This window comes from Paenibacillus sp. ACRRY (genome assembly GCF_022346995.1).
Classification (GTDB): domain Bacteria; phylum Bacillota; class Bacilli; order Paenibacillales; family Paenibacillaceae; genus Paenibacillus.
The window spans coordinates 539,745-562,877 of the sequence record NZ_JAKRNM010000003.1 but is presented as its reverse complement, the minus strand read 5'-3'; the positions used below and the strand labels follow the sequence as shown (position 1 = coordinate 562,877).

Annotated in this window: 14 protein-coding genes; 2 read left to right on the top strand and 12 right to left on the bottom strand. The window is 50.2% G+C overall.

Annotation, left to right across the window (positions count from 1 at the left end):
• Nucleotides 1-43: 43 nt before the first annotated feature.
• The 6 genes from MH144_RS15975 to uvrB all read right to left on the bottom strand — a co-directional run bounded on the left by MH144_RS15975 (nt 44) and on the right by uvrB (nt 12,438).
• Nucleotides 44-2,557: a U32 family peptidase gene (locus MH144_RS15975; protein ID WP_239302211.1), complete on the bottom strand. Its 2,514-nt coding sequence runs from the start codon at nt 2,555-2,557 to the stop codon at nt 44-46.
• A 532-nt stretch (nt 2,558-3,089) separates the two neighbouring features.
• Complete coding sequence (locus MH144_RS15970; RefSeq protein WP_239302209.1) at nt 3,090-4,988, bottom strand: stalk domain-containing protein; 1,899 nt, start codon at nt 4,986-4,988, stop codon at nt 3,090-3,092.
• Nucleotides 4,989-5,030: 42 nt separating this feature from the next.
• Nucleotides 5,031-6,197, bottom strand: a complete 1,167-nt coding sequence (locus MH144_RS15965) for a S1C family serine protease (protein ID WP_239302199.1) — start codon at nt 6,195-6,197, stop codon at nt 5,031-5,033.
• A 257-nt stretch (nt 6,198-6,454) separates the two neighbouring features.
• Entirely contained in the window at nt 6,455-6,664 is a 210-nt protein-coding gene (locus MH144_RS15960; protein WP_239302197.1) for a DUF2759 family protein, read from the bottom strand.
• Nucleotides 6,665-7,103: 439 nt separating this feature from the next.
• Nucleotides 7,104-9,962, bottom strand: a complete 2,859-nt coding sequence (gene uvrA, locus MH144_RS15955; RefSeq protein WP_095359884.1) for an excinuclease ABC subunit UvrA — start codon at nt 9,960-9,962, stop codon at nt 7,104-7,106.
• Between the two features lie 484 nt (nt 9,963-10,446).
• On the bottom strand, nt 10,447-12,438 hold the full coding sequence (gene uvrB, locus MH144_RS15950; RefSeq protein ID WP_095359885.1) for an excinuclease ABC subunit UvrB: 1,992 nt from the start codon (nt 12,436-12,438) through the stop codon (nt 10,447-10,449).
• A gap of 169 nt (nt 12,439-12,607) precedes the next feature.
• On the opposite strand from uvrB, the gene MH144_RS15945 reads away from it, so the two are divergent.
• Entirely contained in the window at nt 12,608-13,405 is a 798-nt protein-coding gene (locus MH144_RS15945; protein WP_239302195.1) for a flagellar motor protein, read from the top strand.
• Nucleotides 13,389-14,198, top strand: coding sequence for a flagellar motor protein MotB (locus MH144_RS15940; RefSeq protein ID WP_127540965.1), 810 nt, complete (start codon nt 13,389-13,391; stop codon nt 14,196-14,198). The genes MH144_RS15945 and MH144_RS15940 overlap by 17 nt, the downstream gene beginning before the upstream one ends.
• A 94-nt stretch (nt 14,199-14,292) precedes the next feature.
• Here MH144_RS15940 and MH144_RS15935 read toward each other — a convergent pair whose 3' ends face one another.
• The 6 genes from MH144_RS15935 to MH144_RS15910 all read right to left on the bottom strand — a co-directional run bounded on the left by MH144_RS15935 (nt 14,293) and on the right by MH144_RS15910 (nt 22,984).
• Nucleotides 14,293-14,976 carry a DUF1266 domain-containing protein gene (locus MH144_RS15935; protein ID WP_239302193.1) on the bottom strand — a complete coding sequence of 228 codons (684 nt, stop codon included), beginning with the start codon at nt 14,974-14,976 and terminating at the stop codon, nt 14,293-14,295.
• Nucleotides 14,977-14,993: 17 nt separating this feature from the next.
• Entirely contained in the window at nt 14,994-17,627 is a 2,634-nt protein-coding gene (locus tag MH144_RS15930) for a tetratricopeptide repeat protein (RefSeq protein WP_239302191.1), read from the bottom strand.
• Between the two features lie 7 nt (nt 17,628-17,634).
• Nucleotides 17,635-19,332, bottom strand: coding sequence for a molecular chaperone HscC (locus tag MH144_RS15925; protein ID WP_239302189.1), 1,698 nt, complete (start codon nt 19,330-19,332; stop codon nt 17,635-17,637).
• Between the two features lie 342 nt (nt 19,333-19,674).
• The gene (locus MH144_RS15920) at nt 19,675-20,859 is read right to left on the bottom strand and encodes an ABC transporter permease (protein ID WP_239302187.1); all 1,185 of its coding nucleotides are present in this window, start codon (nt 20,857-20,859) and stop codon (nt 19,675-19,677) included.
• Nucleotides 20,852-22,036: an ABC transporter permease gene (locus MH144_RS15915; protein ID WP_239302185.1), complete on the bottom strand. Its 1,185-nt coding sequence runs from the start codon at nt 22,034-22,036 to the stop codon at nt 20,852-20,854. The genes MH144_RS15920 and MH144_RS15915 overlap by 8 nt, the downstream gene beginning before the upstream one ends.
• Before the next feature lie 12 nt (nt 22,037-22,048).
• Nucleotides 22,049-22,984 (bottom strand): ABC transporter ATP-binding protein, encoded by a 936-nt coding sequence (locus MH144_RS15910; protein ID WP_275440131.1) that lies wholly within the window; start codon nt 22,982-22,984, stop codon nt 22,049-22,051.
• Between the last annotated feature and the right edge of the window lie 149 nt (nt 22,985-23,133).

Sequence of the window (23,133 nt, the reverse complement as noted above, 5' to 3'; positions counted from 1 at the left end):
GCTACAATACTTATCGTCCTAATAGATGTAACCTACGATCCGTTTATTTCACCAATTGACCACGCGTAACGCCCAGTTGGTTGGTTGCTTTCAATGTTTTCCACACTTGTGTACCGCTGATCTCGCCGCGAAGTGCACGGTTGTACAGATCAATAACCTCCATAACCTGCTCCGGCGTCTCTTCCAGGAACTCGACGCGGTAACGGGATACACCCAGGTCCATGAAGTTGGTCAGGTACTCGGCACCCGACTGTTCCACTGCGTTATAAACGGTATTACGGCAGCCTTCATCCACACGTACCGGGTGGGACATGCCAATCCGGTCTTGCAGGGATGCACGCTGTTCTTCACAAGGACGTCCACAGTTCGTATAATCCGTTCCTTCACTCATAAACGTACAATACACGCAGTGCTCCGTATGGAACATCGGCAGATGCTGATGAATAACCACTTCGGTCTGGCTTGTACGGGAGTTACCCAGCAAATCTACCATTTGTTGAATGTTCAGGTCATATGATGGTGTGATCCAGTCACATCCTGCTTCCAGGAACAGTTCAACAGCCTTATGGTTGGCGATGTTCAATGAGAAGTCACCGATCAGTTCAGGATGATCCGCATCCGGGTTCTCCATCCGGTGGCGCAGGTAGAAGTACAGCGCACCTGTATTTCGTACCAGCACAGCGTCCGGCTTCAGACGCAAGATGTTGTTATGGTATCCGTTCTCGCCAGGCATGTGAATGCGCGGCGTTGCCAAGGCAATCTTGCGGCCAGCAGCATGTACGGCTTCCACGGCTGCCGGGAACTGCTTGATAAACTCGAAGTCGGCGTAGATCATGCCGACACCCGCTTCCAGCGCTGCCTCGACCTGAGGCAGGCTGCGGCAGAGCGCGGTCAGCTCCGCTTGACCGCGAGCCACTGGCGATGCCGGTTTAACCGCATCGCCGTAAACTTCTACCGCCCGTTTCACGTAGACGGGCGGTTTAGGGCGCTCGCCCGCGAGCTGTTCCACCGCCTGACGGCGAATGTTATTCAGCTCGCGCATCGGGATGATGACGTCACCGTGCAGGTTGACGTCCAATTCTTCCAGCTGGAACACGGTGCCGCCCAGACGTCCGAATTGCTCCTCGAGCAATTCATAGGTCATTGGTCGCTTCTGGGCAATGTCCAGTTCCATCTCGGAATCGATTCGGACGGTCGTGCCTTTCTGCACGTCTGTCCACCAAGTGCTGAGCGGCTGCCCAGGGCTGCCGATGACTTTTACTTTTACCGGGAATACTCGGTATGGCTTCTCGGTCTCGAAGCTCTGACGCAGACGTTTGTCCAGCGCAGGGTCATTCGTTTTCCACACTTTGTCGCCAACCTTCACGCGGCGCAGATCCACGTCACTGCGACCTGGCACGATGTCCACGATCCAGCCTCCACCAGCTTCGCCTTCGATTTTCACGCCTTTGCGGCGTACATCGTATACCCGTCCGCCTTCTTCCTTCTGCGTTGGATCACCAGCGTCAAACACAATGCCGTCTCCACGCTTCACAGGTGCGTCCAGCTTCAACACAACACCGTCACGCAGAACTTGATCCACGCGTCCGAGGTAAACACCACGGCTTTTCGGGAACGTGCCGTCAACCAACTGTTTGTTGTTCGTCCCATCCAGGAAACCATGTGTGAAACCGCGGGAGAAGCTTTGCTGCAGCTCACGGATTTCTTCCTTGCTTGGTGGCGTATTGTCACCGTCGAAGTAACGGTCAATTGCTTTGCGGTATTTGCTAACCACGTTCGCCACGTATTCCGGGGTTTTGAGACGACCTTCGATCTTGAAGGAAGTTACGCCTGCTTCGATCAGTTCCGGCATCAGGTCAATGGCAGCCAGGTCCTTCGGAGACAGCAGGTATGCGACATCACCCATCGGCTTATGCTCTCCGTCGATCATCAAGTCATATGGCAAACGGCAAGCCTGTGCACATTCACCGCGGTTCGCAGAACGTCCGCCCCACATCTCGGAAGTCAGACATTGTCCCGAATAAGATACACACAGTGCACCATGCACGAATACTTCCATTGGAAGTTTCGCCTGTTCACCAATCTTCTGAATTTGCTTCAGATTGTTCTCTCGGCCAAGAACGACACGTTCCATATCAAACGGCTTCGTAAACTCAACCGCTTCCGGTGATGTAATCGTCATTTGAGTGGAACCGTGAATCGGGAAATCCGGTGAGATCTCGCGAATCAGTTTCACCAAGCCCAGATCCTGTACGATCACGGCATCTACGCCAGCATCGACGCATGCGTCGATCAGTTCCTTGGCGTCCGTCAATTCATTTTCAAAAATCAATATATTAAAGGTCAAGAACCCTTTTACGCCATAACTGTGCAAAAACGCCATAATCTCCGGCAGTTCTTCCATGCGGAAATTGTTCGCGCGTGCCCGTGCATTAAACTTTTCGACTCCGAAGAAAATCGCATCCGCGCCATTAGCCACTGCCGAACGCATACAATCCCAGTCACCTGCAGGTGCCAGAAGCTCGACGTCTTCTCTTCGTAATGTTGCTGTTTTCATGTAGATCCTCCCCATAACCGGCCTTCGCCGGATTTCATCCCTGTATCCTCATACGTTTAGCCTGTACCTTCATCCCGTCGCCTGCATTGTCACTGTATCGCTATATCTATACATTATGTCTGTATTGCCTGATTCCCAAGCCTACAGTCATTTTAATTTATCAGATCAGCAGTCATAACTCCTGAACTAAGATATTGTACCACTTCTGCACTCACTCTTCTACGCTTTCCTGAAAAAACCGTTTACCATTTTCATTTCCATCTGCTGACTTATAATTTTACACTTTACCACTTCGATTGCAGTACCATCTTCCGATCGCTGTTATCCCCGGATTTTTTTGATTCCCTTTACTAAAGGGGAAAATCCCGTGATAAAGGCGGGGCTTATGCTTCCGATGCAGCTTTCTTTCAGAAAGCTTTCAGCTCCGCTTCTTCAGATTGGTTCTGCACTCTTCGTTCTCGTGTAAATGTTGGAATAATTCTGATCAAAAACAAAAAACCGGAAGGTATCTGACCCTCCGGCATAGACTTCATTATTTTGTAAAAGTAAATGATTTCACGGCTTTTTCCAGTGCTGCGTTCTGCACATCCGTTTTGTTGGCATCATTCAGTCCCGTCGTAATGGTATACGTTATCCCATTCTGTTCAAAGACGATCTGCTGCCCGGTATACGGCACGCCATTGTCCAGTTCATGATACGTGAAGGAGAACGCCGGAACACCAGCAATAGTCGTCTCCCCACTGTTCAGCAGCTTGAAGTTTTTCCGCGTTTTCGCAGCTTCCTCATAAGCTTCTCTCAGCTGGCTTACCGTCATTTCGACAGATTGATCCTCGTTTACGCCAATGGAGAACTGGCCACCTGTGAACGTATAAACAACGGGAGAATACTCGAATCGGTCATTATACGCCGTCCAGTAACGCGGAATGTCGACGCTATAATGGTACCGTTTGGACGTACGTGTTAAAGTCTTCGTTTTATCAGTCAAATACGGATCTTCATCCAGTTGTCCGAAGTTATCGGATACGGTATCAAAATCAATAACAACACTATTCATGATCTGCTCAAACCATTCCCGATCCTGAGTCTGCTCCTCAGGGAATGTGTATTCGGCGTAATAGCGATAGCCATTTTTCTGCAAAAGTACATCGAACTCCGTCTGCCATCCGTCACCGAAGTTATAACGGAACTCATTGACCTCCGCCGTTTCGCCAGAAACGTCTATGGTATACGAACGAATTGGTTCATAACTTTCAGGTGTGAACGTTTCTCGCATCCACTTGTCCAGTTGACCGCTCCAGTCTTTTACGGTTGCCCCAGCTGGCGCTGAGGTCACGCGCATTTGCAGAAACGCACCATCTTTGGATTCATAAGTCATCTGTGTATTATCCATGGACCAGCCTGCCGGGACATTTAGCTCGATTCCGTAATCGTCATTCCAGGCAGAACGCATGCCATTATCGACGGTCGACAGATCCTTAATGGTCCGGTCCGATTGCACGTAGGTAGGCTGGAATGAGTTGAGGAACGCTGCACGTTTATTCAGATCCTTGTAGTTCAGTGCATCGTAATCTGCCAGGTAAACGTCATATTGACGACCATTATTAATGTACTGGCGCATCTCCCATAACATGCCGTCCATATCTTTAACCACGATTCGGGCATAAGGCGTCTTGCCTTTGGCAACGGATTCCCGGTCCAGCACCGTATCCCCCGACTGCTTGGCCTCCTGCACCAGCTGCTGCAGCATGTCATCCGAATCCAGAGCAACATCCTGATCGCTAACATACACCTCAAGGTAGTAGCTGCTGTCCGCCGAGCCAAACGTCATCATCCGCTCCTGCTCACCTGTTTGCAAAACCATCAGATCTGCCGGGTAATTAATGGACCAGCCGTAATAGCTGTTGCCGATTCTTGTTTTGCCTGCGTCGAGATCGATGCCGCCCTCATCTTCATCCACGGAATCATCTGTTTGCAATAATCGAATGACCACTTCCCCGGAACTGCTTGGAGCGAGTGTCGCTCCAATGCCGGCAGCTACCGGACGAAGGGGGACCATAAGCACGCCATTCACCATTTTGGGAGCGGCACCCATTTCCTTTTTGACCCCATCCACCCAGGCAATGGAGCTGCCAATCGTTAAGGTGACCGTATGCGGACCTTCCTTCACTTTGACAACATCATTTTTCTCCAGCCGAATTTCGCTGCCAAACGCCTTCTTGAACACACCGACAGGCACCATCGTCACACCTTTAACCTTATACGGTTTGGCGATCGCTTGCTTGCTGCCGTTGATGTAGGCGCTCGTGCTTCCGGCTTGGATCCGCAGCTCGTTCGTCGTATATTCAGCTGCCCATACAGGCGTTACAGCACCCATGGTCAACATCCCGGTTAACACCCCTGTGCTCAGCACACGTAAAAATGACTTCTTCATTCCGTTCCATCGTCCTCTCTGATCTGGGTCGTTCACCGGGCTTTATTGTTCTTCGTCAGCCGGAAACAGCTCTTCATCCTCATCTTGGATATCCGCACGATCCGCAAGTACCAATGTACGTGTGACAATATCACCATCGGACTGCATCAGCAGTTTCACCTTTTGCCCGGGTACATATTTCTTGAGCAGCTCATTAATATCTACAACGGAAGAGACACGCGTACCTGCTACGCTGTATAACACGTCTCCTTCCTGAATCTTGGCTTTCTTCGCTTCACTGGACAGCACACCCGTGATTGTGAGCGGATCGTCCGTAGGCAGACCTACAATCGCAGACCAGCTCTCTTCGAGCTGCAGGCCAAGGCTTGCCCGTTTGATTTTGCCGTATTCAAAAAACTGATTGATAATATATTGAACGGTATCCACAGGAATCGAAAATCCCATATTCTCGACACCCACCGCTGAAAACTTCATGGAATTAATGCCCACAACCTCCCCCTTGAGGTTAACGAGAGGTCCTCCGCTGTTTCCCGGGTTAATGGCTGTATCCGTCTGAATCAAACGATAGGTTGCCTCCACTCCGCGGTTCAGGCCACTAATGACACCCACGGTTGCCGAATTTCGCAGAGAGAAGGAGATGGGTGTACCAATAGCGACAACCGTCTCGCCGACTGAAGTTTGGGAAGCTTTGGCGAACGTCGCCGGTTTAAGCGATTTGGCATTAATTTTGATGAGTGCCAGATCACTCAGTGGATCGCTGTATGTTTTCGTAATTTTATATGTATTGCCATCGGTCGTCACAACCAAGGCGTTGCTTAATCCGTCCACCACATGTGCGTTGGTCACAATCCAGCCATTGGAGCGTATAATCACGCCAGTCCCATGAGCCAGGTTATATCGGTCTGTTGTAACTCCTTCCTGCCCTGCATCCGCTTTGCCAATGATACCAACAACAGAAGGTGACACCTTCTCAATTACTTTAGGAATGGCTTCATTCCCCTTATACTGATAGGTTCCCGTTTTCGCATCATACTGGCCATTCCCACCGATGGACTTCACCAAATCAGCGGCACTGACATACACTTGTCCGTCGACGACTTTGGCCTTCATGCCAGCTGCCTGCTCTGCTGCCCCAGCCGTAGACGCAACACTCACCCCGAGTACAGCAGCCATACACACCGCCATGCATTTTTTCCCCAACGATCTCATCTTTTCACCTAACCCTCTCCATATATCCTCCGTTATGCGACCATCCTAGCATCCAACTCTATGGATTTCTTCTCTATCATCTGCTATACCGGTATCCTCCAATTTAACATACATATTCTTCCTGTACAAATGTTTTCAGTCCTACTTCCACTCGTTAAAATATTGCTTCTCCGACGTCCAACAACGCAAAAAACACCTTCCGCCATTTCCCTGGAAAGTGTTTTGTCTGTTTCCGTTTGCCATTTTTTCTGAACATCCTAACTAAACCAGTTCTTAATCATTGCATAGTCCGTCATTAGGAAGACAAGCAGACTGACTACTGCAAATCCGATTGCAAACAGATTCTTCTTCGGTGCTCGAACTAGACGAATCACGCCAATAAAAATAATGATTGTAAACAGAATGACAAAAATATCAAATGCATTAAAATTGGATGTACTCGCCGTGGCAGCTTCTGCAAACAGCATGGATAGACAGACCCCCTCACCATAGTTGAACAGCTAACGCATACCCTAATATCTTCCTCTATGTTATCTGTCCCCTGCTAGTAATGCAAGCCCTATCATCCAGAAAAATGAAAAAAATCCAGTTCGAACTCGGGTTGCTGTAATGCCTGCCCTACCTCATATGTAAACACTTTCAATGAAATAACTATTATGCTAACTTCAGTGAAAAAGGAATAACCCCTCTTTTGAATAGAGCAAGGCACTCATCAGAAAATAAATACCTTGCCCTTCATCAAAAGAAGGGTTATTGATTATAGAGATAACCACCCTAGTTAGCTAGTCAACAATTTACGTTCCGGCTCGGCTTGTCGCCAAGACACCGATAAGTAAAGGTACATGAATCAAGTAGGGTGGATGGTCACTAATTTTCATTTCATTTCAATGAACAATATGGTCTTGCCTATTCCGTCAATTGCAGCGTCTTGCTTCGTTCCGTGTCGCGCTCCAATACCGGTTTAAGGTACCTGCCTGTATACGAAGCTTCCACCTTAATAATATCCTCTGGTGTCCCTGTCGCCACGATCGTTCCGCCGCCACTACCCCCTTCAGGACCCAAATCCACGATATAATCAGCGGTTTTGATAACGTCGAGATTATGCTCGATCACGAGTACCGATTCACCGGAATCCACCAGACGGTGGAGTACATTAAGCAGACGATCAATATCATCGACATGCAGACCTGTTGTAGGCTCGTCCAAAATGTAGATTGTTTTACCTGTACTGCGACGATACAGTTCGGAAGCAAGCTTCACACGCTGGGCTTCACCACCAGACAATGTCGTTGCAGGTTGTCCAAGGTTAATATAACCCAGACCTACATCAAGCAATGTCTGCATTTTGCGATGAATCTTCGGAATGTTCTCGAAAAATTGTGTAGCATCTTCAACTGTCATTTCGAGTACATCCGCAATATTTTTGTTTTTATATTTAACTTCTAGGGTTTCCCGGTTGTACCGTTTCCCTTTGCAGACTTCACAAGGGACGTAGACATCGGGCAGGAAGTGCATCTCGATCTTGATAATTCCATCTCCGCGGCAAGCTTCACAGCGTCCGCCCTTGATATTGAAGCTGAACCGGCCCTTTTTGTAACCACGAACTTTGGCTTCATTCGTCTGTGCAAACAGATCCCGAATATCATCAAAGACACCGGTGTACGTAGCTGGGTTGGAACGCGGTGTACGGCCGATTGGCGACTGGTCGATATCGATGACTTTATCAATATGTTCCAGACCCCGGATCTCTTTGTGCTGTCCAGGGCGCACACGTGCACGGTTCAGATCCCGTGCGAGCGTTTTGTACAGAATTTCATTAATCAGTGTCGATTTACCTGATCCGGATACCCCTGTGACTGCAGTAAATACACCCACCGGAATTTTAACATTCAGGTTCTTCAGGTTATTTTCCTTCGCCCCGCGCACTTCCAGCCAGCGATCTCCTACACTGCGGCGTTCCGTCCGTACAGGAATAAACTTGCGTCCGCTCAGATACTGCCCCGTCAGCGAGTTCTCGTCATTCATGATCTCTTCCGGTGTACCCTGTGACATGACGGTACCGCCGTGAATACCTGCGCCTGGGCCGATGTCGATAATGTAGTCGGCAGCCAGCATCGTGTCTTCATCATGCTCCACGACAATTAGCGTGTTACCGATATCCCGCATGTGAGCAAGTGTGGAAATCAGACGATCATTATCCCGTTGATGCAGACCGATACTCGGCTCATCGAGAATGTACAGCACGCCCATCAGACTGGAACCAATCTGGGTAGCGAGACGAATCCGCTGCGCTTCACCACCGGACAATGTTCCGGCAGCACGGCTCAGGGTCAGGTAATCCAGACCGACATTGACCAGGAAGCCAAGACGGCTGTTAATTTCCTTCAGAATCAGTTTGGCAATGGCTTGTTCCTTCTCGCTAAGCTGCAGCGATTCGAAGAAACGTCCTGCTTCCCCGATGGACAGGCCAGTCACATATGCCATGTTGTGGTCGTTGATGGTAACAGCCAAGCTTTCCCGTTTCAATCGGTTTCCTTTGCAGGTACCACAAGGCTTCGCACTCATGTAACCTTCAATAAACTCCCGGATCCCCTCGGATGCCGTCTCACGATAACGACGTTCCAGATTGTTAACGATCCCTTCAAAGGTCACCATAGCTTCCTTGCGCTGGCCAAAATCATTCTCGTAACGGAAACGGACCTTCTCCGAACCTGTACCATTCAACAGCTTGTTCATCTGATCCGCTGGCAGATCCTCTACAGGTACATCCTGTGGAATATTAAAGTGCTCGCACACCGATTTCAGGAACTGCGGATAGTACGTGGATGTACCGCCTGTCCAGGCATCAAACGCACCTTCTTCAATCGTTTTGCTTCGATCCGGAACGAGCAGATCCGGGTCTACGATCATTTTTACGCCAAGTCCATCACAATCAGGGCAAGCTCCGAATGGACTGTTGAAGGAAAACATCCGTGGCGCGAGCTCTTCAATACTGAACCCACACACCGGGCAGGCAAAGTTGGAACTGAAGCGCAGCTCTTCTTCACCCATAATATCTACCAGCAGTTGCCCTCCGGACAGATTAAGTGCCGTTTCAATGGAATCAGCCAGACGTGCTTGCACATCTTCCTTGACTACAATCCGGTCTACGACCACTTCAATGGTATGCTTTTTATTTTTCTCCAACTGAATATCTTCAGACAAGTCACGCAGTTCTCCGTTTACCCGCACACGGACGAAGCCTTGCTTGGATACATCGGCAAAAACACTTTTGTGCTCACCTTTACGACCCGAGATAATCGGTGCCAAGATTTGCAACCGGGTACGTTCCGGGTACTGCATTACGCGGTCTACCATCTGCTCTACAGTCTGGGATGTAATCTCCACACCATGATCCGGACAGTGAGGATGTCCCACACGTGCAAACAACAAACGCAGGTAGTCGTAGATCTCCGTAACCGTTCCTACCGTGGAACGCGGGTTGCGGCTTGTTGTTTTTTGGTCTATGGAAATAGCCGGTGACAGGCCCTCGATAGAGTCAACATCCGGTTTTTCCATCTGTCCGAGAAACTGGCGTGCATAAGCAGATAATGATTCCACATAACGCCGCTGTCCTTCGGCATAAATCGTATCAAAAGCCAGCGAGGACTTGCCTGAGCCACTCAGACCGGTTAATACGACAAAACGGTCACGCGGGATGGTAATATCAATGTTCTTTAGGTTGTGCGCTCGCGCACCTTTAATGACAATGTTCTCGCTCGCCAATGGTTATCCATCCTCTCAATGTTGTGATCTTATCCAACCTTTTTAAGGCTTTCCAAGCGTTTCGATCCCACCCAAACCCTCCCTTCCAAGGGAGGGCCCCATAGGGCGCAGCCCTCTGGACACCCGAAACAGGCTGTGCTTGGTGTGGGGTCGGGTCTTGCTATGTGAAGGTATGTCGTGTGCCCGCAGCTTCCCCCAAGATCCCGGCCTGCTGCCAGTCTCTTGGAAGGCTGCTCTACTACGAGAGGGCGCTCACGGCTCCGCCTCGCTCGCGGTAAGTCGCCATTGCCTTTGGCTCGGCTCCCCTCTACACGACTTCCAAATGCTTTCCTATAAACCTTTTAACCAATTTCAACATTTCTATCAGTATAGACCTGATTCCAGGTTTTCAACATGACTAATTATCGGTCATTCCTTGCGGGTTCTTTACTCAACAAGAGAACGGCCAACTGGCCGTTCTCTTGTTGCATATCTATTTATCAATTTACTCCGCACGCAGTTCCAGCAAGGCATCGCGAAGTTCAGCAGCACGCTCAAACTGCAGGTTCTTGGCGGCGTCTTTCATCTCTGCCTCAAGACGCTGAATAAGCGATTGACGTTCCTTCTTCGACATCTTCTCGGCAGCGCCTGTAAGATACTCGTTCTTGGATTCGGCAACCTTGGTTGCCTCGATCACATCACGCACTTTTTTGCGAATCGTCTGTGGGGTAATTCCGTGCTTCTCATTGTATGCAATTTGAATCTCACGACGGCGTTCCGTTTCCTTCATCGCTTTGTCCATCGAATCGGTCACTTTGTCACCATACAGAATAACTCGGCCATCGCTGTTCCGCGCGGCCCGACCGATCGTTTGGATCAGTGAACGTTCAGAGCGAAGGAACCCTTCCTTGTCGGCATCCAAAATGGCAACAAGTGAAACCTCCGGCAAATCAAGACCTTCTCTTAGCAAGTTGATCCCGATCAGCACATGGAATGTGCCCAACCTTAGATCACGCAGGATCGCCATACGTTCCAATGTCTTGATCTCAGAGTGCAAATAGCGCACCTTGATTCCAATCTCCTTCAGGTAATCCGTCAGGTCCTCGGACATCTTCTTCGTCAGCGTTGTAATAAGCACACGTTCGTCCTTGGCAATCCGGTCGTTAATCTCGCTGATCAAGTCATCGATCTGTCCCTTCGTTGGACGAAGTTCAATGATCGGATCAAGCAGACCGGTTGGACGAATGATCTGCTGCACCATTGTATCTGTATGCTCAATCTCATACGGTCCTGGCGTCGCCGATACATAAATGATCTGGTTCATCTTCTCTTCAAACTCTTCGAATTTCAGCGGACGGTTATCCAGTGCTGACGGCAGACGGAATCCGTGATCCACCAGAACAGTCTTCCGTGCCTGGTCACCATTGTACATTGCTCGGATCTGCGGCAGGGTCACGTGGGACTCATCGACAACGATCAGCATGTCGTCCGGGAAGTAATCCAGCAGCGTGTATGGCGTATCACCACGTTCACGGAATGTCAGCGGTCCTGAATAGTTCTCGATCCCCGAACAGAATCCAACTTCCTTCATCATCTCAATATCATAACGTGTACGCTGTTCCAGTCGCTGCGCCTCCAGCAGTTTGCCTTGTTCGCGCAGCACTTCAAGCCGTTCTTCCAGTTCACGCTCAATGTTGACAAGTGCGACCCGCATCGTTTCTTCCTGGGTTACGAAGTGAGATGCCGGGAAGATCGCAATATGATCGCGCTCGCCGATCAGTTCTCCGGTTAACACATCAATTTCCGTAATTTTCTCAATTTCATCTCCGAAGAGCTCTACCCGTATCGCATGTTCACCCTTGGATGCCGGGAAAATCTCTACGACGTCGCCACGCACACGGAATGTTCCCCGTACGAAGTTGATGTCATTCCGCTGATATTGAATCTCTACCAATCGGGACAAGATCTGATTACGCGGCTTCTCCATGCCTACGCGAAGTGACAGCAGCATGCTGGAGTAGTCATGCGGCGATCCCAAACCGTAGATACAGGACACACTCGCTACAATAATGACATCACGGCGTTCAAACAGCGAACTGGTCGCGGCGTGACGCAGCTTGTCAATTTCCTCGTTGATGCTGGAGTCCTTCTCGATATACGTATCGGAAGACGGAATATATGCTTCTGGCTGATAGTAATCGTAGTAACTGACAAAATACTCAACCATGTTGTTTGGAAAGAATTCTTTGAATTCACTCGCAAGCTGTGCTGCCAGCGTTTTATTGTGGGCAATAATCAGCGTGGGACGTTGCAGCTTGGCAATCGTCTGCGCAATTGTGAAGGTTTTACCCGTTCCCGTTGCACCCAGCAGCGTCTGATATCTTTTCCCTTCCTGAACACCCTGCACCAGTTCTTCAATGGCAGCAGGCTGGTCACCTTGGGGAGAAAACTCGGACTCGATCTCGAACGTTTTGTCGCTCATTATAATATCGCTCATTGCCGTATCTCACCCTATCGTCTAAAATAATAGTCACTATATATTGTCGAAGTTCCCCGAATTTTCATATGGGAAAACTTATAGTAATAGGAATATTTGTTCCCGTATAATTATACCTCGTTCGTACATGTGATGCAAACGTGAAGTAAAGACAGGAGTGGGTTAATTTATGGATATTGCGACACTTATCGGCATTATAGCCGGGATTGCCGCAGTGATCAGCGGTTTTTTGTGGGAAGGCGGCCAATTGTCCGGCCTCGTGCAAAAAACAGCTGCTCTAATTGTATTCGGTGGAACAATTGCTGCAGTGGTTGCCAGCTTCCCGACTCATCGGCTGCGCACCATTCCGGCAGCACTGCGCATGGCCTTTGGACGTAATGACAATGATCCGCGCAAGTGGATGGAAGAATTGGTGGACATGTCCTCGATTGCCCGCCGTTCAGGTGTGCTTGCCCTGGAACGCCAGGTGATGGATCATCCGCATCCATTTCTGAAAGATGGTATCCAGATGGTTGTCGACGGCACCGATCAGGATGTAATCCGTCAGATCATGGAGCTGGAGATTGATTCCGTAGAACAGAAGCATGAGGGCTATGCCAAAATCTTCGAGTCTGCCGGAGGATACGCACCAACCATGGGTATTATCGGTACAGTCATGGGACTGATTCAGGTTCTAGGCAGCCTGACGGATCCTACCGGACTGGGCCCGGCCATTGCGGTAGCCTTTACCGCAACCTTATACGGGGTAGCCAGTGCCAATCTTATCTTTCTGCCCATTGCCTCCAAAATTAAGTCCCGAGGTGCCGAAGATATTCAGATGATGGAGATGCTGCTTGAAGGTGTGCTCGCCATTCAGAATGGGGAGAATCCTCATCTCGTACGGAAACGGCTTGAGTCCTTTACCCTCACGCATCGTCAAATCTCACGTCCCGTAATGAAGGAGGGATTGGATGAGTCGGCGCAGTAGAAGGCGCGGAAAACGTGAACCTGGTGACCATCGGGATCGATGGATGATTACCTATGCCGATCTCATTACGCTTCTGCTGATCTTTTTTGTCATCATGTACGCCATGAGCAATCTGGATTCCGGCAAATACGACGTGGTAACCCAATCACTGCAAAATACATTTAATCAATCCGATTCCATTCTTGACCTTGGCAATGGAGTTGATGAAACCGCAGGTCATACTATCACTGAAGTCCCTCCAACTGAGGTCCAGGGCGAAGATACAACATCTCCCGAAGAAGGTCAGCCACTGACTGAGCGGGAAGAACAGTTTCGATCCCAGGAAGAGGAGCTGCAGAATCTGTTCAATGTGATTACCCAGTATATCGAAGATAATAAACTGGAAAATCAGATTTTTGTAGCAGATAATCCGCAGGGGATCTCCATCACCCTGAGTGACCGCTTTCTCTTCGATCAGGGACAGGCTGCCCTCAAAAGTGACGCTGCACCTACACTCAGCAAACTCGCAAGCCTGTTTCGTGACCTGAGTACTGTCGTCAGCATCGAGGGGCACACCGACAACGTGCCTGTCGGCGCGAATTCCACATACAAAGACAACTGGGAGCTTTCCGGTGAACGTGCACTGTCTGTGCTACGGTTTTTCTTGGACAAAGAAAATCTGGACCCTGACGGATTTCAGTACGCAGGCTATGCAGACACACGTCCCACAGGTGATAATTCCACCGCAGCCGGCAGGCAAAAGAATCGCAGAGTCGAAATCACCGTACTGCGTCAGCTGCAACCCCAAACCTAAGTTCCAATCGGACGAGGCATCCCGTCACTTCACCAAAAAAGCACGTTCCTGCTGAACCGAATTCAGTAGAACGTGCTTTTATGTTTCTATTTTACTATAGGGACAAATTCAAATTCCAGTCCACTTTGTTATAAATGCTGTTCGATTGCACGAACAAATTACGTACATAATTGACCTGACGCTGAACCAGCGGCTCGGCCGTTTGCTCCAACCAGTACAATCTGCCTGCCAGGAAAGCAACCGCGTACTCTTTCCAGGAAGAATAAGCCGATTGCGCTTCAAGGGCCGCCTCCAAAATCAATTGTTCTGCCTCCACTTCAGTGATGAACCCGACATATGCACTCTTGCGGCACAGGTTGGCGTATCTTCCCCAATCCCAGGCGGCGATACCAGCAGGGGGCAATTTGTACATGTACGTTTTGACCACCAGATATTCATGATATCGGCCCGTTTCCGGATTAAGGGAGTGAATGCACTTCCATTGATCGGCTTCCGATAATGCATTCATAAAAGTCCTCATTTGTTCAAACGCAACCCGATGTCCACCTTCCCGGATCCATTCCAAAGCCGCCAGGAGCTCTTCCCTGTTATGAATTCGCCATTCTTCCTCCAGAGAGGCACGGAACCGACCTTTTTCCTCTTCATTCTCATCATGCTCGTAATCGTTGCGTATATCCAGTCCATTCATCTCATCCATGATCGCGCTCATGCCTCGAAACCACAGCTGTTTATCCGTAACACCATGCAGAGCCTGAGTTGCTCCTCTGTCCTGTCCCATGATCCTTGCCCTCCTCCCTATGTAAAATGTAAGTCCATGACTTCATCTGGCTGCAAATGCTGAAGGGGTACAGTCGAAGGCCACAGTTCATACGCCGGCTTGGATTTGCGAAGCTTTTTCAAAAAGGAAAATCCCCGTTCTGCCGCACGAGCAGCAATAGCGTTACGACGCACAACATAATCCGGGTGGTCTGGCTGACTGTGTATAGCTTCTTCGGCATAGGCGAGCGCCTGATCCCAATCATGTTTATCGTAATACACCATGCTCAGAGCACTGCACACATCGCCCCGCAGACCTGCGCCGTAGGCTTTGCCCAGTTCAAGAATGGCTTGGTCCATATCTCCCGCATGATAGGCTGCAATCCCGGAATACAACCAGATATGAGGATCAATATCCTTCGGTTCTTCTCCGTCTATATAAGCTTCCACATATGCTCGGACACTTGCCCAGTCTTGGACCTCTACCAGATATCGTGTAATGAACAGCAATCCCCACGTTTCGACGGTCTCCATGTTGGACATCATGTCTGCAAGTTTGTTCAAATGTGGGTCCTTGTCCTGCATATCAGACTCCATCACGCAAACGACCGCCATTTTAGCAAGCTCATATACGTTCGGATGTTCATTTAACCCGTTGACGTATGTATCGTGTGCCGGCATAAGCTGCCCCTGTAAACGCAGGATATCTCCTTCAATCAGAGGGCCGTCCTGGTCCCCCGGATTCTCGCTCCGGAATTGCCGGATATCGTGCAGCGCCTGTTCCATCTCCCCCAGTTTCGTTCGCGCAATGGCCAGATAATAATAAATAACCGCTTCATGCTCATGGACCAAAGAAGTTTCAAGGGATTGTACGGCCTCGGCATACTGCCCCAGTTTCAAATGTGCGAACCCTTTCCGGTACCAGGCATTTGCAAAATCATGCTCCTTAACCACAACAATCTCATAATCGGCAAGTGCTTCTTCGTAACGTGCCATTCTAAAATAACAAAGCGCCCGCAGCGAATAATATTCATAGGGCTCGGGATTCAGCTCAATCGCCTGACCAGATAGTTCAATGGCAGGCTCAAGCTGATCTTCTCTCTGGTAAGCACTCGCAAGCAAATGCCTGACCTCCGCATGCGACGGATCCATTTCTGCTGCTCTGCCCAGATCCTCTATGGCAGCCGTATTATTGTCCATGCGCAGATGCAGTTGCCCCCGTTCGAGCAATATCGGAAAGCTGCTGATTCCTTCTCTGATAGCAGCAGCTTCAGCATACTGAAGAGCTTCAATCCCTTCCTCGCCTTTACCTATTCGAACAAAGCCCTGGGCCCAGAGCAGATATAATGTCGCATCCAACTCCTCGTTTACATTAATTTCGCCCAGATACTGAACAAGCTGCTCATCGTTCCACAGTTCAGCATACCCCTCGGCAGCTTCACGCTGCAGCGTGCGACGAACGCCCGCATCCGCTTGCTGCTCAGCCGCTCTGATCTTTTGCTCAACCCGTTTCTGTTTCAGCTCCAGCAGTGTAATCTGCATCTCCAGATCGTGAGGATACTGAGTAACGATCTGCTCAACCATGTGGAGTGCTGTCTCCAATTCACCCTGCTCCTGATAGAACAAGGCCAATCCATTCCATGCATCCAGTTGGTGAGGTTCGCGTTCCAGTACCTTGCGGTATAGCTGCTCAGCCTGCTCCTTCTGCCCGGCGGCATGCAGCAGTCTTGCGCTATGCAGCAGCCCGTCCACTGCATCTGGTTCGAGTGCAGCCAGCCTTTCAAACAAGACCAGAGCGGCGTCCTCCTCCTTGTTCCACAGGCGGAATTTGGCGGCCAGCCGGATCAGGTCCGGGTCATCCGGATACAATGCCATACCTGCATCAATGTGTGATGCGGCTTCTGCAAGTTCACCTCGAAGCATTAGTTGGAATGCCGTTTCACGCAGACGAATGAAGGTTTCATAGTCCACGTCTCTTCCCGGATCAAATGTGTCATACCGAAGCTCCCACGGACGCCCCAGTTCCATGCCCGGATACTCAGCGATTTCCTCCGGAAGCACCTCTTTCAGCTCTTCTTGCTGTTCCGTCCAGCCGAAGAAGTCATCCAACCGTCCCCAGACGGCTTTCGGTAAAAAAGGACGTTCATACAGCATCCGCAGCAATTCCGTTCCCGTATAAAATTTCACGTCCAGCTGCCATAGTTCCTCGCTCTGCAGCCAGTCCTCCCATACGGCGGAATCTGCCCGTTTGAATACATCCTCTACAATATACCGTGCTCGTTCAAGCAAGTGGACCGTATCATCCACTGCCGCTGTATCTTGAAGCGAAGTGGCTGCCGTCTCAACAGGAGCATCCCAGTGATCCACAGTAAAGTAGACAGGACCTTCTTCGGATTCGGAAGTCGCTTCTTGCAGAGGGCCTTCCGCCTGAACAGAGGGGAGCTCCCTATCAGACTGATTCTGCGCTTGCGGGCTGGTCTGCGCCGCAGGCTGTTCCTGATCCGGCATCGGTTCTTTCGCAACCTTCAGGGCCTGCTCGTAAGCTGACCGCAATTCCTGGAACCCCTCCGGATCGTCTTCCGGATGCGTACTTCGCAGCTGCTTCGCATACGCACGTCTAATGGCTCCCGTATCCTGCGTAGGCTCAAGCCCCAATCTTGTCCAGATGTCCATTCACATATCACTCCCGCACTCTTTCAATTTGGTCCAGTACTTCCTTCAACTTTTCTGCTTCTTTCCTGATTTCACGGTCGTCCTGGCGTTTGAGTGTCTCTTCGAACTGCAGCATGGCCTCGGCAATAATCGTACGGTACTCGGCCAGTGATTCTTCATACATCCGTTCTCCGCGAGCCAGGAGCAATCGGTTCTCCATCCGATTCCGCGGATGGATCTTGATCGCTTCCAGCGCTTTGAATCGCTCGGCAATTTCCTCTTTGGACAAGTCACTTTCTTTGCCCTGTATGATCGCTACCTTTTTCTCCCCTGTCTCCACCGAAGACACTTCCACTTCCAGGATGCCGTTAATATCGTACGTGAAACGGATATCTACAGCCTGTTGCCCCGCGGGTGCAGGTGGTACCGAGATCGTCAGTTCCCCCAGCTTGACATTGTTCTTCGCCAGCCGGCTCTCTCCCTGATATATATCTGCAGTAATGGATGCCTGATTGTTGTGCATGGTATAGTATCGCTCGACCTTACTAACGGGAATGACTGTATTCCGTTCAATGATCGGCGCAAACATGCCTGATTCGAATCGTCCATTGCCAAGCGACATCGACACAGAGGTTCCCAGCGTATACGGGCATACGTCTGTCAGAATCACTTCCTCCAGATCGGCATGGCGTTCTTTCATTGCGGCCTGGATTCCCACACCGAGGGCTACAGCCTCATCCGGATGCAGATGGTTCGCAGGCAGTCTGCCGAACAATTTACCTGTAAACGAATAAATAAGCGGCATACGCGTAGCCCCGCCTACCAGGATTACGGCATCCAGCTCATTGAGTTTGACTGAAGCATCGCGCAAAGCACGCTCGACCGGTTTTTGCAATCTTGCCAGTAACGGTTTAGCCGCTTGATCAAATTTTGCACGGTCAACATGTAGTTCCTTTACTCCCTCTTCCAGCGTCAAGGACATCGTACCTTCTCGTCCATCAACAAGCGCACGTTTGCAAGATTCGGCCTGCTTCCAAAGGGCGGACTGTGCCTTGCCTGACAACGTATCCTGCTCAATCTGATGCTGCTCGGCAAACATGTCCGCCAGTAGTCTTGTGAAATCCTCGCCCCCCAGGAAGTTATCTCCGGCAACCGACTTCACTTCCATAATCTGATCAAACAGTTCCAGGACGGATACATCAAATGTACCGCCGCCCAGATCGAATACCAGGAATTTCGTCTCTGGCTGCTGCTGATGCAGACCGTACGCTATGGCCGCTGCTGTGGGCTCGCTGAGCAAGCGCTCGACCTTAAGACCGGCCAGTTCTCCTGCCCGCTGTGTGGCCTTGCGCTGGGCATCGTTGAAATACGCGGGCACGCTAATAACCGCTTCAGTCACGGATTCCCCCAGGTAGGCTTCTGCATCCGCCTTCAGCGATTTCAATATAAAAGCCGATAATTCTTCCGGCAAAAAATGATATGTACCCAAATGGAATGTTCGCCCGGTCCCCATATACCTCTTGAAGACAGAAGCTGTCCGCTCGGGATGTGTTATCAGCCGCTCTTTGGCGACTTCACCGACGAGCATCTCCCCGTTGTCGTCGACACTAACGACGGAAGGCGTCAGGCGGTTGCCGAGTGCATTTGGAATAATAACGGGTTCTCCGCCAGCCCAGCAGGATACCAGGCTGTTCGTTGTTCCCAGATCAATACCGATGATTGTCATGGAGTACTTACCCTCTTTCTGTTCAACATCTATAAAATGTACAGGACAATCCCATAGGCCTTGTTATATGCTGGCATATACAAGTTCCGCATACCGGATGGTCTCTGTCTAATTCATTCCTTAACGAACAATTTATCATAGATTAACAACCTGAGGACATAGGTATAACTTCACTGATTTACCCAAAAGCAGGCACCACGAATCAGACCCTTGGCACCTTCCCTACCTGACTACAGCCCAAAAACCGGATACACAAATGTGCACCCGGCCGTTCGAATTTATGGAAGTCTTTCTAGTAATTAATTGAACCAATCCTGAATGGTCGCAGCATGTTTCCATAGGTTATGCGTCTACACCAGGCTGATTAGGACGGAGAATAACCGATCCGACCGTCAGCAATATGGCAGCCATGCCACACAGAATGAGCAGCGGCAGTTTGATGTCGGACAGCGTGCCGCCTGCAGAGATGGTTTCAACAGCTTGGATCGTCCATTTTTGCGGGACAAAGTTGGCCAGCTTTTGCATATAATCCGGCATAATCGACAGCGGCCAGAAGCACCCTCCGATCATGCAGGTTGGTGTGATAATAAGCGAATTCAGTACGTTTGCGTTTTTGGATTCGCGGATCAATCCGGCCACCGTACTCGCAATCCCCATGGATACCAGCATAAATGCAGCCAGGATGAGGAAATGCACACCAAATGGAATACCTGCGTCATAGTGCAGCACCCACCTGCTGATCCCCAGCACCAGCACAATCTGAATCATGCCGATGGCAAAGCTGCCCAGGAAATTGCCGAGAGCAATTTCATATGCACGAACAGGAGCGGTGTACACTCTGGCCATCGTCCGCTGCCTGCGGTCTTCCATAATGACAGCTACTGCGCTGGTCAGCAGCCCCATCATGAACATAATTGTAAATCCGGTCACATTGTTCAGTCCTGGTTTGGGATACATCTGCAGGTCGGTAGCTTCGCCGGAGACCTGATGTTCCGCCGTTTTCTGCAGCAGCTGTGCGAATGGCTCTTGAGTTGCTGCCGATTCTGCAATCTGTTCTTGATTTGATGCTGCACTCGTTGCCGCCATCACAACCTGGGCCGACTGATGAAGTCCCACAGCCATCCCTTCCACTGCAGCCCGCAGTGTGTAAGAGCTCTCACTGACACGCAGTTCAACCAGCTCGATCGATACCTTCTTCCCTTGCAGCAAGTCATCCGTATAATGAGCAGGGATGATGATCCCCGCATTCCCCTTTTGCCGGGTAATCGCTTCTCGCAGTTCTGCCTCCGTGTTCATCGGCTTGAGCAGATATTCTTCCTTGCTCGCAAGTTCATTCACAATCCACGCACCCGCTGCCCCTTGATCCTCGTTTACATATGGAATAACAGCCCGCGTGGCTTGCTCGCTTCCAAATAACGCAACTGCTCCTGTGACAACAAGGCAGGGAAGCAGCAGAAATGCCATAAACCCCCGTTTGCGTCCTATGGTACGTTTGATCATTAACCAGGCAATATTCAGACTATTCATAGCGGTATCCCACCTTCCCGTAGATCACAGCTGCAATGGCAAGTAAGACGGCACTCACCACACCGAGCATAAGAATATTGTGCATAATCTCGCTCATCGATGCGTTCAGCATCATGCGCAGGAAACTTTGCAGAGCCCAGTGATTCACCGTAAATTCACCAATCCGCTGTACAAAATCAATGGCAATCGGGGTGAAGCCGCCGCTAATAAACGTCATGGCAATGATGATGCCCTGCATTAACGCACTTGCAGATGCTGCACTTTTGCTCACGAGTGCCACAATTACACCGATCATCATTGAAGATATGGTGATCAGAACGCAGATCAGAACAATCAGCCAAGGATGTGTCCCCCAATTCACGCCGTATAACCAATAGGTCATCAGAACAATAATCAGCGCTTGCATGAAAGCCAGGAGGCTGTTGCCCGCAATTTTCCCTGCAAAAATGACACCATTACCTACGGGAGCGGCCTGCAGACGGGTTAAGGTTTTCTTGTCCCGCTCACTAAAAAGGCTGCTGCTCGTCGTCATGCCTGCGTATAACATAAACATGGCCAGCATGGATGCAGCATAATATTGAGAGGCACTGTATGAAGTACCTGCCGTCCCAGGATTGCTGACGTTAACATAAGAGAAATTGGCCGAGCCCTCGTCAGTCATGGATGCTACGGCCATGCTTGCTTCCGGTCCCAACACTTCAACTGCTGCCATATGCCTGTTCAGTTCATCCGTGAAGCGGGTAAACAACGTCTCACCTACGATGTTCAGTGTGCCGTCTTTCCCGAGAATCCATTGCAGCTTCACCTCTTCCCCCTTCGCCATCCGTTCCTCCAGATCGGGTGGGATCAAGACTGCAAAATCGAGTTCACCTTGCCGGAGATCACGCTCTGCTTCCTCCTCCGACGTAAAGTGCTGTACTTTCATCATGTCGGCTACAGACGGAGCCGCTACAAATGCATTCAATGCTTCTGTAATTGAACCTGCATTCGAACCAGTCTGAATCACTCCCACGCGTACCTGTCCAGGCACGTTGTCCTTCCCCGTGTCCATCGTACTGGATAACGCAGCTCCCAAAATAAAGATCAGCAGCAGCGGTAGAACAAACAGGTTCAAGAGGACAGATCGGATTCTCAGGATCCGCCTTATTTCAAACATGCAAATATGCCAAATGTTCATCCATGCCACCTCCTAATCCCGCAGCGTTCGCCCGGTCAGATTGAGGAACAATGTCTCCAGATCGGGCTCTTCAACCTGGAGCGACTGAATGGCTATCTCGTGTTTGCTGCAGATGAAAAGGATATCCTGCAGATCCTGCTGAGCCGAAGGCAGCGTAATGGTCAGGGTGTCTCCTGCCACTTCTACTTCACGTACACGCGGATGAAGCCTCAGTTCCTCAACGGCACCGGGGCCAATTCCCGAAGCGCTTAGCACGATTTTCTCCTCGGACGCTACCCGCTCTCTCAATTCCGCTTCGGTGCCACAGGCAATGATGTGCCCCTGATCCATGATCGCCACCCGGTTACTGATTGCCGCGACTTCCTCCATGTAATGGCTTGTATAGATAATGGTTGATCCCATCTTGTTAAGCGTGCGCACAGATTCCAAAATATGATTTCTCGACTGAGGATCGATTCCTACCGTTGGCTCATCCATAATAATCAGATCTGGCCGGTGCATAATGGCACATGCGATGTTCAGCCTGCGTTTCATCCCGCCAGAGAAAGTGGATGGTGCATCCTTCGCTTTATCCTGCAGCCCGACAAATTCGAGCGATTCCTGCACCCTCTCCTTCAACAGTTTCCCGCGCAGTCCGTACAGCCTGGCAAAAAAAGTGACATTCTCCGCAGCGGTCATCGCTTCATACAGCGCCAGATCCTGCGGCACAAGTCCAATCTTGCGTTTGACTTCAAGCGGTCGCTCCTTGACTGAAATGCCATTCAGCCGGATTTCGCCCTGATCCATGCTGAGCAGTCCTGCAATCATACTGATGGTGGTGCTTTTGCCAGCTCCGTTCGGCCCTAAGAGTCCGAATATCTCCCCCCGCTCCACACTCAGGTTCAAGTGATCGACCGAAAGTTTGCTGCCGTACCGTTTTACCACATGTTCCATTTCAAGAATAGCCATCGCTCATACACTCCTCTTCCACTCCAGCATCCCGCCGCCAGATTTCATATTTGTATTGTACCGAATCCCATGGTCCCGCGAAGGTACGAAAGGTCATAAGATGGAGGTGACTTAAGTCATCTCCTTCATATGAAGCATGCTGTGCTATA